This window comes from Bacillus altitudinis 41KF2b (genome assembly GCF_000691145.1).
GTDB classification, from domain to species: Bacteria; Bacillota; Bacilli; order Bacillales; family Bacillaceae; genus Bacillus; species Bacillus altitudinis.
In genome coordinates this window covers 647,686-661,190 of the sequence record NZ_ASJC01000001.1, presented here as the reverse complement: position 1 = coordinate 661,190, position 13,505 = coordinate 647,686, and the positions used below count along the sequence as shown (strand labels likewise).

The 13,505-nt window shown below is 39.7% G+C and carries 17 protein-coding genes; 5 read left to right on the top strand and 12 right to left on the bottom strand.

Features of this window, described 5'->3' with window-relative positions:
• Nucleotides 1–54: 54 nt before the first annotated feature.
• From nrdF to BA79_RS03305, 8 genes are all read right to left on the bottom strand, one after another.
• Nucleotides 55–1,035 carry a class 1b ribonucleoside-diphosphate reductase subunit beta gene (gene nrdF, locus BA79_RS03340; RefSeq protein WP_035700843.1) on the bottom strand — a complete coding sequence of 327 codons (981 nt, stop codon included), beginning with the start codon at nt 1,033–1,035 and terminating at the stop codon, nt 55–57.
• A 17-nt stretch (nt 1,036–1,052) separates the two neighbouring features.
• Nucleotides 1,053–3,155, bottom strand: coding sequence for a class 1b ribonucleoside-diphosphate reductase subunit alpha (gene nrdE / locus BA79_RS03335; protein ID WP_019743850.1), 2,103 nt, complete (start codon nt 3,153–3,155; stop codon nt 1,053–1,055).
• Nucleotides 3,115–3,507 carry a class Ib ribonucleoside-diphosphate reductase assembly flavoprotein NrdI gene (nrdI, locus tag BA79_RS03330; protein ID WP_017359034.1) on the bottom strand — a complete coding sequence of 131 codons (393 nt, stop codon included), beginning with the start codon at nt 3,505–3,507 and terminating at the stop codon, nt 3,115–3,117. Before nrdI ends, nrdE begins: the two co-directional genes overlap by 41 nt.
• Before the next feature lie 265 nt (nt 3,508–3,772).
• Complete coding sequence (locus BA79_RS03325; RefSeq protein WP_003212415.1) at nt 3,773–3,985, bottom strand: hypothetical protein; 213 nt, start codon at nt 3,983–3,985, stop codon at nt 3,773–3,775.
• Nucleotides 3,986–4,064: 79 nt separating this feature from the next.
• Complete coding sequence (locus BA79_RS03320; protein ID WP_025207367.1) at nt 4,065–4,397, bottom strand: YmzC family protein; 333 nt, start codon at nt 4,395–4,397, stop codon at nt 4,065–4,067.
• Between the two features lie 161 nt (nt 4,398–4,558).
• Complete coding sequence (hfq, locus tag BA79_RS03315) at nt 4,559–4,780, bottom strand: RNA chaperone Hfq (RefSeq protein WP_003211269.1); 222 nt, start codon at nt 4,778–4,780, stop codon at nt 4,559–4,561.
• 25 nt (nt 4,781–4,805) lie between these two features.
• Nucleotides 4,806–5,756, bottom strand: a complete 951-nt coding sequence (gene miaA, locus BA79_RS03310) for a tRNA (adenosine(37)-N6)-dimethylallyltransferase MiaA (protein ID WP_017359035.1) — start codon at nt 5,754–5,756, stop codon at nt 4,806–4,808.
• 68 nt (nt 5,757–5,824) lie between these two features.
• Nucleotides 5,825–6,226, bottom strand: coding sequence for a YmaF family protein (locus BA79_RS03305; RefSeq protein ID WP_007499437.1), 402 nt, complete (start codon nt 6,224–6,226; stop codon nt 5,825–5,827).
• A gap of 104 nt (nt 6,227–6,330) precedes the next feature.
• Between BA79_RS03305 and BA79_RS03300 the strand changes: the two genes are divergently transcribed.
• The 4 genes from BA79_RS03300 to erbB all read left to right on the top strand — a co-directional run bounded on the left by BA79_RS03300 (nt 6,331) and on the right by erbB (nt 7,929).
• Nucleotides 6,331–6,570, top strand: coding sequence for a hypothetical protein (locus tag BA79_RS03300; RefSeq protein ID WP_035700839.1), 240 nt, complete (start codon nt 6,331–6,333; stop codon nt 6,568–6,570).
• Nucleotides 6,571–6,682: 112 nt separating this feature from the next.
• On the top strand, nt 6,683–7,225 hold the full coding sequence (locus BA79_RS03295) for a TetR/AcrR family transcriptional regulator (RefSeq protein ID WP_008344015.1): 543 nt from the start codon (nt 6,683–6,685) through the stop codon (nt 7,223–7,225).
• Between the two features lie 2 nt (nt 7,226–7,227).
• On the top strand, nt 7,228–7,545 hold the full coding sequence (erbA, locus tag BA79_RS03290) for an SMR family multidrug efflux transporter EbrA (protein WP_017367286.1): 318 nt from the start codon (nt 7,228–7,230) through the stop codon (nt 7,543–7,545).
• Between the two features lie 15 nt (nt 7,546–7,560).
• On the top strand, nt 7,561–7,929 hold the full coding sequence (gene erbB / locus BA79_RS03285; RefSeq protein WP_007499443.1) for an SMR family multidrug efflux transporter EbrB: 369 nt from the start codon (nt 7,561–7,563) through the stop codon (nt 7,927–7,929).
• Between the two features lie 46 nt (nt 7,930–7,975).
• On the opposite strand, the gene BA79_RS03280 is transcribed toward erbB, so the two are convergent.
• Both BA79_RS03280 and BA79_RS03275 read right to left on the bottom strand, forming a co-directional pair.
• Nucleotides 7,976–8,425: an OsmC family protein gene (locus BA79_RS03280; protein ID WP_035700836.1), complete on the bottom strand. Its 450-nt coding sequence runs from the start codon at nt 8,423–8,425 to the stop codon at nt 7,976–7,978.
• Nucleotides 8,426–8,501: 76 nt separating this feature from the next.
• Nucleotides 8,502–9,236, bottom strand: a complete 735-nt coding sequence (locus BA79_RS03275) for a poly-gamma-glutamate hydrolase family protein (RefSeq protein ID WP_007499447.1) — start codon at nt 9,234–9,236, stop codon at nt 8,502–8,504.
• Nucleotides 9,237–9,820: 584 nt separating this feature from the next.
• On the opposite strand from BA79_RS03275, the gene BA79_RS03270 reads away from it, so the two are divergent.
• Nucleotides 9,821–11,146 (top strand): S8 family peptidase, encoded by a 1,326-nt coding sequence (locus tag BA79_RS03270; RefSeq protein ID WP_035700833.1) that lies wholly within the window; start codon nt 9,821–9,823, stop codon nt 11,144–11,146.
• Between the two features lie 89 nt (nt 11,147–11,235).
• Here BA79_RS03270 and BA79_RS03265 read toward each other — a convergent pair whose 3' ends face one another.
• Entirely contained in the window at nt 11,236–12,384 is a 1,149-nt protein-coding gene (locus BA79_RS03265) for a Rap family tetratricopeptide repeat protein (protein ID WP_035700830.1), read from the bottom strand.
• Between the two features lie 165 nt (nt 12,385–12,549).
• Entirely contained in the window at nt 12,550–13,299 is a 750-nt protein-coding gene (locus tag BA79_RS03260; protein WP_008344021.1) for a poly-gamma-glutamate hydrolase family protein, read from the bottom strand.
• Nucleotides 13,300–13,505 lie beyond the last annotated feature (206 nt).

Here is a 13,505-nt window from a genome sequence, read left to right as displayed (position 1 = left end):
TTAGAAATGGCAAAAAGCCAAAACGAGTGATGCGTTTTGACTTTTACGCTTTCCTTATGATTCATCTCCAAAGAAGAAGTCGTCATCTTTTAACGGCTCAACTGTTGCCTTTTTGTAGCCGTTCCCTTTCATTGAGAAGAAGTCATGTGACTTTGTTTTTGTATTGAGTCCGTTCAATACAATTGGGTTGATCTCTTCTTCTTCAAAGTAAGGGGCAAATCCAAGGTTCATTAACGCTTTATTGGCATTGTAACGAATGAACTTTTTCACATCATGCGATAAATTGACTTGGTCATAAATATCCTCAGTGTAATGAAGTTCATTTTCATAAAGCTCATTAAGCAGATCGATAGAGAAATCATAAAGCTCTTTTTGCACGTCAGGTGTTTGCTTGTTGTAAATTTCTTGTGCTAACAATCCAACATACACACCGTGAATCGCTTCATCGCGCAAAATCAAGTTAATGATTTCACCACTTTGCATGAGCTTTCCTTGACCGTAGAAATATAGCGGGTAGTAAAAGCCGCTATAGAATAGGAAGCTTTCTAAATACACTGAAGCAACCATTGCTTTAAATAAGGAAATCGGGTCATCCTTTTGAATGGAACGGTACAGACTTACAATCATATCTGCTTTCTTTTGCAAGAATTTATTTTTCTTGACCCATTCAAATACTTCACTAATTGTTTCAGTCGGTGCAAGTGTCATGAAGATATTTGAGTATGATTTTGCATGCACGGCATTTTCCATCATGGCCATAAAGTTTAACACGGCTTTACGCTGATGACCGTCTACATGTTCAGCCACTATCGGCATTCCTGTATTTCCTTGTTCTGTATCAAGTAACGTCAGTCCAGCCAGTACCTTCATGTACGTATCTCGCTCTTCTTCACCTAAATATTTCCATGTTAAGAGATCCCCGTTTAAGGAAATCTCTTCTGGAAGCCAGAATTGCTTGACGTTTTGGTTGTAAAACATTTGTGTAAAATCATCTTCGTGTTTTGACCAGTTGGCTGCATCATAAATTTTTGTCACGTTAAACTCTCCTTTAATCAAACAACACAAGAAAGACAGCCTTCCTGCCCTGTATCCTTCGTTCTTGCATAATAAAGTGTCTTAATGCCTTTATGGTGTGCATAAAGATCGATGCGGTTTAAGTCACGCGTTGTCATCGTATCTTTTAGGAATAATGTAAAGCTAATTCCTTGATCGACGTGCTGCTGAATGGTTGCGATCATATCGACTACTTTAAACATGTCCATATCGTATGCTTCTTTATAGAAGAACCAGTTTTGTGCTGAAAGTCCTGGCATTGGATAATACGTTTTGCTGTTTCCGTATGTTCTTTCTTCGATACGTTCCATAATTGGCATTACAGAAGCTGTTGCCGATTGAACATACGAAATAGAACCTGTTGGCGCAATACATAATCGATAGCTATGGTACATGCCATTTTCCGCTACAAAGTCTTTGAGTGCTGCCCAATCTTCTTTTGTTGGAATGTGCATGCCTTCAAATAGCGCAGCTGCTTTTTCTGTTTTTGGAGTGAAATCATTTTCTACGTATTTATTGAAGTACTCACCTGTTGCATAACCAGAGCCCTCATAACGGTGGAATGTTTCCCCTTTTTCTTTTGCAAGCTCACTTGAACGCTTAATGGAGTAATAGTTCACCATCATAAAGAACGTATTAGCGAAATCTCTTGCTTCTTCACTTTCATAAGCGATTTGGTTTTGAGCTAAATACCCATGAAGGTTCATCGCACCAAGTCCAATTGACTTCATCGCTTTGTTCGCTTTTCTAACAGCTGGTGCATTGCGGATATCTGTTGTTTCAGACACAAGTGTGAGTGAGTCCGTTGCAAGCTTGACTGTTTTTTCAATGGATTTGTTTTTCATCACGTTCATGATATTTAAAGAACCAAGGTTACAAGAAATATCAAGTCCGATCTCATCATCTTGATCATAGTCCGTGTAAGAAGAGACTTCTGAAGCTTGAAGTACTTCTGAGCAAAGGTTTGAGAATTTCACACGTGAAATATGGTTCAGAGCGTGCTCTCTATTCACATTATCTTGGAACATGATATAAGGATAGCCTGATTCTGAGCGCAGAACAGCTAATTTTTCAAGAAGTTTTCTTGGATTGACTTTTTCTTTTTTGACTTTCGGGTTTTCTACAAGCTCGTCATACATTTCTTCCATATCCATCTCATCAAGATGCTGTCCATAAGTTTTATAAACTGTATGAGGATAGAATGTATAAGCTGTTTTATCTTCTCTAGCAAGCTCGATAAATTTATCTGGGATGACGACACCGATCGAAAGTGTTTTCACACGAACATCTTCATCCGCAGAGATTTTTTTCGTATCTAAGAAATCATTAATATCTCTGTGGAAAATATTCAGGTAGGCACTGCCTGAACCTTGTCTTTGTCCCATTTGATCTGCATATCGGAATGCATTATCAAGAAGTTTCATGACGCCTACGACACCTTTGGTCGCATTTTCAACATCTTTGATCGCTTCACCTTTCGCACGAAGCTTTGAAAGGTTCAAGCTAACGCCGCCGCCTAATTTAGACAGCTGCATGGAAATATCAATGGCTCTTGAGATATCGTTTAATGAGTCATTCACTTCAAGCAAGAAGCAGCTCACCAGCTCACCACGTCTTTTACGGCCTGCGTTTAAGAATGTTGGTGTACTTGGCTGATACTCTTGGTTGATCATCAGTTCCACAAACTCAAGTGCTTTCTTTTTGTCTCCGCCCGCAAAGAAAAGAGCCACAACTGAAATGCGGTCTTCATAGCGTTCAAGGATTTTCTTTTTGTCATTTGTTTTCAGTGCATAGTCATTGTAAAACTTAAACGCACTCATAAATGATGGGAATCTAAATTTCTTGGCATATGCAGCTTCAAATACTTCTTTAATATCTGACATGCTGTATTGTCTTAAAAATTCTTCCTCATAGTAGTCGTTTTCTATTAAGTAATCAATCTTCTCTTCTAGATTATGAAAGAAGACCGTGTTTTGATTAATATAATCTACGAAATAACTATGTACAGCTTCTTTGTCCTTGTCGAACTGAAACTTTCCTTCTTTTTGAATCATAATCTCGTTATTTAATTGTATCCACTTTGGAACCTGATTTTGTGACAATTCTTTCTACCTCCTGTGTAAACAATTCAACATCCCTTTTTGTTCCGCTTAGTTCAAAGGTGTGCAAAATAGGAACTTGATATTGTTTAGAAATCGTATCGGCGCTTTTGGCAAAGTTATCTCCCCACACTTTGTTCCCACTCACCGCTACACCTAGTAGAAGGTGCGCATTTTTCTCTAAAAATGACTGAGTGGTACCAGGGACTTGTCCAAATCCTGTCGTAAAGGTGACGAGAATAAACGGCGTATCCAAAAACTCTTCTCCAGTCAATTTTCGTTTGTCTGTAAAAGGGGTCTTGTCCAAAAAGCGTTGAACATTTCCTGTTTTTGAATCAAATACGATTTGAATCAATTCCATCACGACCTAGTTTTTAGTATTGTTGATCATTTCGTTATTCACTATATATAGTATACTATGTTTTTTCAAAACACAATATATAGATGCTCGAAACGAAAAAAATCAACCAACCCGGCCGAACATTCATAGCCGAACTCGTACGTTCAAATAAATAGAGCAGAGCAGGTTCTAAAAATAGACTGCCCTACTCCCTATTCAACTGAAACCGAAATCTATCATAACACGAAAAAAAATCGCTTAGTAGACTAGACTTTTTGTTTTATTTTTTGTAGGCATCGCACTGTAAATCTTCTGACACTTCTGTTATTTCCACTTCAACACCTAATTCTTTCAGCACCGCTTCAAGCGCAGAGACGATCGAGGCTTCTCTTACTAACTCTTTCCCGTTTACAGAAACACTTGTTCCATATTCGAAACAGGAGTCATCTTCACAAGTTTGTTCCCAATGATTAATTTTAATTTTGTGTGTCATGAACTCATCCTTTTCTGTCTAGATGTCTGATGCATGTTTATAGTGTAGCGACTTCACATTCATTTGTAAATTTACGTGCTTACTCTTCATCAAAGTCTTCACTATCACCATCATCTTCATCCCATTCATCTATGTATTTTGTCGTAATGAGCGTCAGCTCTCCTTCTTTTTCATCAAACCGGTATACATGTACTTCATCATCTTTTACAACAGCAATGTGATTATTTTTTAGCGCAACAGATGATGGTAAAAGACCATCAACATGGCTCCCATCATGCTCACCAGAATGGTTATGCCAACTTTCTTGTCTCGTTTCGATGTTCGAGATGGCGCATGATCCAAATAAGACAACGATTCCAATCAAAAGAAGGATCACTCTAATCCTTCTTAATTCAAGCTCTGCATTTTCCATATAAATCCCCTCACCTTTTAAATGTCCAATAAGGATTTATACGCAACTTGGACAGAAAAGTTTCATGGCATGCAAAATAGCCCCTCTGCACTGACAAAAAACGTAGCGGGTTTCGGCCGGTTTATTCGCAGCTGCATGGGGCTATTGGTGAAAACGGGTGTTTATTCTAATTCAAGATTTACATTTTTTTGAGGTGCAAATGTTGAAATCGCATGTTTATAAATAAGCTGCTGCTTCCCTTCTGTCTCAAGCAGCACCGTGAAATTGTCAAATCCCTTTACTTGACCGCGAAGCTGAAAGCCATTCAGTAAAAATACTGTGACAAATGTATTGTCTTTGCGGATCTGATTCAAAAATTGGTCCTGAATATTAATCGGTTTCATGTTTCGTCCTCCTTGATTCTGATAACTACAGTTTCGCTTTAAGTCCAAGCTTTCCTGCTATATATGCGAAAATTTCCTCTTTTTTGTCCGAAAAGTGGCAAGGTGGTGTCATATCAAACCAGGTGACATCCATTTTATTACGGAACCACGTAAACTGACGCTTCGCATATCTGCGGGAATTTTGTTTTAATTGCTGGATGGCTTCATCAAGTGAGCAGTTGCCTTGAAAATAGGCATACAACTCTTTATAACCAATCGCTTGAACAGACTGACAATCTTTCAAACCAGATTGATAAAGTGCGCTCACTTCTTCAATTAAGCCTTCATCTAACATCATATCAATTCTTTGATGAATGCGCTCGTACAAAAGCTCTCGGTCCATTTTCAGCCCAATGAAGGCAGTGTCATACAGAGGAACTTCTTGATGCCCGTTTTGCATATCAGACATTTTCTGACCTGTTGTATGGATGATTTCAAGCGCCCTGATCACGCGGCGGACGTTATTCGGATGAATCGCTTTTGCAGCGTCAGGATCGGCTTCTTTTAGCTTTTCATACAGCTTGATCGGTCCATGCTGCTGCTTAAACAGCGTCATCTCTTCTCTAAAAGCAGGATCACTTTTCTCATCAGTAAACGTGTAATCATATAAAACAGACTGAATATATAGCCCAGTTCCACCAACAATCATGGGCGTTTTCCCTCTCGCAGCAATCTCTTTGATTTTTAAGCGGACAAGCTGCTGAAATTCAGCTGTAGAAAACGATTCATCCGGTTGTTTAATATCGATTAAATGGTGCGGTACGCCATTCATTTCTTCAGGGGTGATTTTCGCTGTGCCAATATCCATCCCTTTATAGATCTGCATGGAGTCCCCGCTGATAATTTCTCCATTAAATGCTTTCGCTATATCAATGCTCAGCTTTGTTTTTCCGACAGCCGTCGGACCTACTAATACAATCACTGGTTGTTTTTTCATAACATCACTCTCTTTTACAAACTGCCTACAGTATAGCATAACTTCTCTTTCTCTCCTATATCCTCCCGTCACCAGCCAAGTGGTTCATTCCCGACCACTTCATATGTCTTTCCTTTTAAACGGTGCTTATGCGTTGGCCTTTCTTCATCTGGACTGTAAACGACTCCCCCGTATGGAATCGGGACAGAATCGGTATAGGCAGAAAACGTGACTTCCTCAATTTCATGGTAGTGCGTCCCGTCCACTCTTGGGATAGCAGGTCCAGTGACGCCATAATATCTATGAAAATGCCCTCTTTCAAATGACGTGATCCCCCGGTAATAATGAGTATGTCTGTCGGTACTGCTTCCATTCACAGGCTGAGAAATACCTTCTATTAAATGATAATGTTCTTCGGTTACATCCGTTCGCGCTTTATAAGCATGAGCATGAGGTGGACATTTAGCCCAATCAGACGGATACAGGCCCATTTTTTACATTCCTCCTTATTTTAGGCATTCACCCAAACACAAGTGGGCCACTCGAATACACTGATGTCAGTTACAGTGATTTTATGTGAAAGGAGTCTTTTTTTATGAATTATTTTGACGCACCGTTTGTTCAAGATGAGATGAGAAGACCTTTTGGATTTGGTTTTGGAAGACCTGGGTTTGGTTTTGGGCGCCCTGGTTTTGGCTATGGGAGACCTGGATTTTTTGGACCGCCATTTTTAGGTGGTTTTGCTGGAGGGCTTCTAGCTGGGTCGCTTCTTGCTCCAGGATATGGCTATGGTTATCCTTATCCACCGCCATATGGACCATACCCTTATTATTAAATATGACGATTTAGTGAAAACATCCTCTTATAAAATGAATCGATTGACACGTTTGTTTTTCATAGGTTAACATTTACTTTACCGACCGTTCAGTAAAGTAGGTGTTTTTTTTATGTCTAAAACGAAAAAAGAACAAATTTTTGAGGCAGCAGCTCACACCATTCTAAAAGAAGGATTGAGTCAGCTCACCCTTCAGCAGGTGGCAGAACATGCAAATATGACCAAAGCTGGGCTACTGTATCATTTTTCAAGCAAGGAAGACCTGATCCAGCAAATGAATGAGCATGCGGTTGCCTCTTTTCGTCAGCAGCTTGACACGTATCAGGAAACATACAAAAACGAAAAGGCGCCCTATGTACGTGCCTATATATTGGCCACATTAAATGATCTTGATAGACAAAACACCACACAGCTATGTACAAGTATGCTGGCAACCATGTCATTTGATGAAGCGTTATTAAATCCTTGGCGTCATTTTTATGCGGAATTTAAAGAAAAAGCAGCCGAGGAAATCAATGACCCTGCACTTAGCCAATTGATCCGTCTTGCCTGTGATGGCATATGGTTTTCAGAAATGTTTCAGCTTGAACCATTGAATCGAGAGGAAAAAACCCTTTTACTTCATCGGATTTTACACATTTTAGAGGAGGGATGATGATGATCCTCGGATATCTTTTTTTGGCTATCGCCATTTTTTCAGAAGCGATTGGGGCAGCGATGCTGAAACTATCAAATGGTTTCACACGCTTTAAACCTAGCGCTGTCGTTGTCGCTGGCTATACACTTGCTTTTTACATGCTGTCATTGACCCTTAATATCATTCCACTTAGCATGTCTTACGCCACATGGTCTGGGGTAGGTACCGTCCTCACGGCTTTTTTTGGCGTGCTCTTTTTCAAAGAAACCTTGAACCGTCAAGCACTTATTGGAATGGCAATGCTTGTTTCAGGGGTCGTACTATTAAATATGTCTTAAAGGATGTGAAGTGATATGAAAGGAATGCTTTATTTAACAGGAGCCATTTTGACAGAGGTTTTTGGCAGTACGATGCTGAAGCTTTCGCAAGGTTTTACACAGGTGCTGCCGAGTATGGGGGTCCTGATCGGATTTGGGTGCGCCTTTACCTTTCTCAGTTTGGCACTCAAAACAATTGAGCTGTCATCTGCATATGCCACTTGGTCTGGGGTCGGTACAGCACTTACTGCTCTTGTGGGCCTCGTACTATTTAACGAAACCATTCATATGAAAGGATTCATTGGTCTTGCACTTGTCATATGCGGCGTCATTGTCTTAAATCAATCCAAAAAACAAAAGGAAGAAAAGAAAGAACCATTCGATCAAACCGAATGGACGTCATAAAAAAAGTCATTTTCTCCATTAATCAAGAGAAAATGACTTTTTTGTCTTAATGACCCGCTTTGATGGTTTCTTCTAAAGAAATATGGACATTCCCTTGCACAGCTCTAGAGATCATACATGAGCTTTCAGCTTTATGTGCAAGCTTACGAGCTCGTTCTATGTCCTGTGCAGTAGCAGACTCTTTGAGAATGATGACAGGACGGTGAATGATTTTCTCATATGTAAACACACCGTTTGTCACATCGACAACTGCCTCAGAGCTCATCGATAGATCCTCTTTCTCTAATTGACTCCGCTCCATCATGGCTGCAAGTGTAATGATATAACATGTGGCCGCTGCACCTAGGAGCATCTCATCTGGATTTGTTCCAATACCCGGTCCATCCATTTCTTTTGGAATGGAAATCTCCGTCTTTAACTGTGCACATTCGATTGTCCCCACATCGTTACGCAGACCAGGCCAGCTTGCCTGAAGATGAAAATGATGACGCGCCATATCTGTCTCTCCTTTTGTTATCACTTTTTATAGTGTAACAAGAATTCACCTTGCTGTCTTAAGATGTGCACCATCCTTACGTATATTCTTCATCCAGCACCGTTCGAATCGCCCTGACATATCGGTAGAACGTCTCGTTTTTTGTACTCGATCGCTGCCGAAAATCGAAACTGTCAAATAACGCTTCCCGTTGACTTCTACTAATCTCAAGCTGTACACTTTGCCCTGTTTTTGTAAGATTATTAATATTATGATTGCTCGTTCCGCTTAGGGTTGCGTGTGCAACTGCAAGTTCAGCAGAAAAACCGTTGCGCTCTAATGAGTTCACAATTTTTTCAGCACGGTCATAGTCTGTTCCGCCAACAAGGGTGTGGTCAATTCCCGGCTCCCCTTTATATCCATGAACAGCTAATACATAATCATGTGCTTTTGCCTGTGCGACTCCGATTGGTTCATCGAAGTTTGTACTTGTAATATGAAGTTCTGATGCATTTTCTCTAAAACCTTCAAATAAGTACGTAGAAAAATCGTTATCAAAAAAATGGACAATCTCACTAACGCCGCCTTCGATTCTCCCGCCATGAGGCGACATCACTAGAAGACGGCTGCCGGGCACTGGATTGGATGTGATTTGATAATGATCTGTTGATTCATTCTCTTCCAGTTCTTTAAAATTGCGATACATATCATTTGAACCGCTTTCGTCTTCTCCACCTGATGACACTGGCTCATCATGTTCCTGTGCTTGCATGGTATAATAAACGCCCCATCCGATGACAAGCAGGAGAAGCAAAGCAAAAAACTTCTTCATTCCCGTTCTCCTTTAACAGATTTCTAAGCCGTTTCTATGATTAATATTGAATCATCATTTCTTTTCATTTTTTCCACATTTTCTCTTCAAATTTGATCATAACACTCTAGATCATGAGATTCCTCAAAAATAAGATAATTGCATTTATATACACAGAAACGCCTTTCCTGATTGAAAACAGAGTTAGAATAGTATGACAAACAAATGAAGTTATGTTTAAAATGACCTAGTCCTACCCAGTCTGTTTTCTTTAATTCGTCTTTTTTTTATGCGGATTTGGTTTTTTTCATCTGGAATGAATCACATTTGTATGAGCATTGACCCTGTCTAGAACCCCCTTTTTTCTGCAGAATCCTCTGTTTTACTGGTTCTCTAAGAAGAACTCTCCCACCTATCATCGGCAGTTTTGATATGATTTCCACCTTTTTCTATTATTTTACAAAATGTAAACGCTTTTTCTTTTTGGATGAAATGAGTCAGACGCCAATATGAACAAAAGAAGGGACAAGAATCCGAACGAAGATGCTGTCATGTTCATAACGTAAGAGTGTACGAGAATTGATAGCTAGAATGGAGGGCATCACATGTTTGGATTTTCCATGGTACAAATGGTCAGAACACATGCTAGTAAATTGGATCAACCTTTAAGAGAGACCGTCCTTCACCTCTATAAGCCTTTTAAGTGGACACCTTGTTTTCTTCATCGTTTTTTTGAAGGTAGGTTAAAGAAGAGCAAGAAGCTTCGGGTCATCATTGAATTTAAAGAAGATGCAGTCGAAGCAGGTATTCAAAGCACAAAGCAGCTATTGAAAAAAAGCAGAAAAACAAACATCAAAAAACATTTTTCACACATTGACTGCTGCGCAGCTGATCTTACCCCTGCTGCTTTAGAGGAACTCTTAGCGAATGGGGAGCATATTCGCAAAATATATTTAGACAGACAGGTACATGCACTGCTGGATGTGGCGACACAATCAAGTCATGCGGATGAAGTCGTTCGAAATGGCATGACCTTAACTGGCGAAGGCATTACGGTGGCGGTCGTTGACACGGGCGTATACCCACATCAGGACTTAGAAGGAAGAATTCGCGACTTTGTAGATTTAGTCAAACAAAAAACGAAACCTTATGATGATAACGGTCATGGAACGCATTGCGCTGGGGATGTGGCTGGAGACGGAGCTGCTTCAGGTGGCTTATACAAAGGTCCTGCTCCAAAAGCCAATATCATTGGGGTGAAAGTGTTAAATAAACAAGGAGCTGGATCACTTTCTACTATTATAGAAGGTGTTGAATGGTGCATACAGTTCAACGAAGACCATCCTGACGACCCAATTCACATTATCAGTATGTCACTTGGCGGCGATGCGCAGCGTTATGATGACGAACAAGACGATCCGATGGTGCGCGCTGTCAATGCGGCTTGGGATCAAGGGATTGTCGTATGCGTTGCTGCTGGGAACTCCGGCCCTAACAGTCAAACGATCGCCAGCCCTGCCGTGAGTCAAAAAGTCATTACAGTCGGAGCCTATGATGATCGAAATACGCCCGAATCAAGTGACGATGTCGTGGCACCATTTTCGAGCAGAGGTCCAACGGTCTATGGTGAAACAAAGCCCGACCTCCTCGCACCAGGAGTCAATATCGTCTCTCTTAGATCACCAAGATCATTCCTAGATAAACTAGATAAATCAAGCAGAGTCGATGATGTTTATACGACATTATCTGGCACTTCGATGGCGACACCCATTTGTGCCGGTATCTGCGCACTATTATTAGAGCATTCATCAGATTTAACTCCTGATGAAGTCAAAACTTTATTAAAAGAAAATACAAGCAAGTGGTCTGGAGAGGATCCAATGATTTACGGAGCAGGTGCCATCGACGCAGAAAAAGCAATCCAAGAATAAATAAAAAAGCCCTTTACGTTTTTCGTAAAGGGTGTTGTTTTATCTGTTTTTATGTGTGAAGTCTTTCTTCTACTTGAGCAGCTGACATGTTATGCTTCGTTCTCATACATCTCATCTCCTTTTTGAATGTGCGTACGCGCTTCGATCACAATTTCAAAAAAAGTGGAAGATTCCTTGTACATGTCGCGTTCCTTATAATAATTAGCCGCATCAAGTGCCAATTCCTCTAAATCAGCAAACATTTTTTTGTTTCGTAGTCCCAAAAGGGCTGACCTCAATTGTTCCCAGCTGTCTGTTTCTATATAGAGTGCCTGTAAAAATTGGAATTTCAATTGATAAATTTCATCTCCCAATATAGAGGCCTGATTCATGCCTTCCTTTATAGCCTCACTCGCTCGCTCCATATCTTCGAGTTTAAAACAAGTAAGAGCCAGTGAAAACAATGATTTGATCATCATTGCAGCTTGATCTTTTTGATAAAGTGAAATGGCTTGTTCAAAGAAGACAGTCGCTGTATGGTAGGTTCCCATACTATAATGACAAGTTCCTAAGTTATTGAGGGCCATCGCCTTAAAATAAGATGTGCATTCTTTTCTTTCCATTGCTTCACACACTTTTAAAGCTTTTTCTAAATAAGGGAGCGCTTTTTGATGCTGACTTACATCAATCCAATTACCTGCCATCACAAAATCGCATTGAATGCTTCTTTTTCCATAAAGCTGATGTTTCTTATAGATGTCTCTCGCTTTTTTCGCATAATGCATAGAAAAATAGGTTTGTTTCATATGATAGTATACTTCAGCAATTTTATAATAAAATTCCGCTTTTTCGATCTCATCTGTCACTAAGATCAGCTGATGTTCCGCATGCTTATAATAGGAAATGGCTTCGATATACCGGTGCTGGATAAATGCATACATTCCATGGAAAAAATGAAAGTAATAGCCCAATAAACCCGTCATCTCATCTTCTGCCTCTTCAATTTCTTTTGGAAAAGAAACCGCTTGAAGCGATTCATTCCCTGCATGGACTGGCGTTAAGTGCTGAAGCATCATTTGATGGCGAAAATCCATGAGAGAATAATAGAGTAATAAATCTTGATCTTCTTCCATCTCATGAATGTCTTCTTCAACAAGGCGCTTCATATCGTTTGCCTGATCGACTTCAAATTTGCAAATATGTGTGTACCATTGATTGATTTTTACACCTACTTCGGAAGATGGTATTTTGTGTGCCATCCACTTCAGCCCCATTCTATCATATCAAACTGATAACTATTATTTTACATAATTTATGATTTTAAGGCAAATTGTCATTTATTTCATATTTTATGTTGTTTTTGCACATTTCTATCTTTTTTACCAAGTTTAAAGAGAGTACTTTTGCCCATCAAAACCTTTTTTCTACGAAGAAGGGTCGAATTCTCTAAGCACTTCTTTTAAACCACTGACATAGCGACTAAATGCTTTTTTCTTTCCTTTTCTCGTATCAAAGTTGTCAAAAAAGGCTTTTCTCTGCGCCGTACTAATTTCTAATTGGACACTTTCGCCACTGGCATTTTGATTATTAATGTTGTTTGGATCCGTTCCAGAGAGGCGCTCGCCTTTTTGCACGAGCTCTGCGGAGAAGCCCCGGTCTTTTAGTTCTCGCACAACCGCTTCTTGCATTTTTTCGTTTGTCCCGCCCACAAGTGTATGTCTTCTATCACTTTTATAGCCGTGGATTGATATAGAAAAGGGATATGTTTTAATCATTTGAACCAAAATCGGTTCATCGAATTTTGTACTAGTGATATGCAAGTCACGATTGTTATCTTGTTTTGTCCCTTCAAATAAATACGTAGAGTACTTCTTTTCAAATGCTTCTACAATTTCACTTGTTCCTGGTTCAATTTCGCCGCCGTGAGGAGAAAAGACAAGTAAGTCACTTCCCCCTTTTTCATGAAACTCTATCTCATAGCCGTCTCTTTCATGCCGTATAAGCTGTTTAAAACTTTCATATTGATCCCCTTTTTTTCGCTCTTTCTTATACTTTTCTACTTCTTCATGATGTTGTTTTTGCTCTTTATTTTCTTGGATAGAATGGCTGCATTTCACCATTAAAAGAGCACACAGGATGAGAAAGATGAATCCACTTATGAGTAGTCTTTTCATTTCACCGCTCCTTTTCATTCTCTTCGATGTCATCTTATCGCATTATTTTACTATCAATCGCTAAAAGAATTCAAAGAATGTCCGGCTCCTTTTCATGAATCAGGAGAAGTTACCTGTTTTTTTATGTTGCCCTAGGTATTTTCGGCTTCTTTAAAACGGTTCATGTGTAAGTAAAAACTAAAACCTATGACCTCATTTTAGTTTTA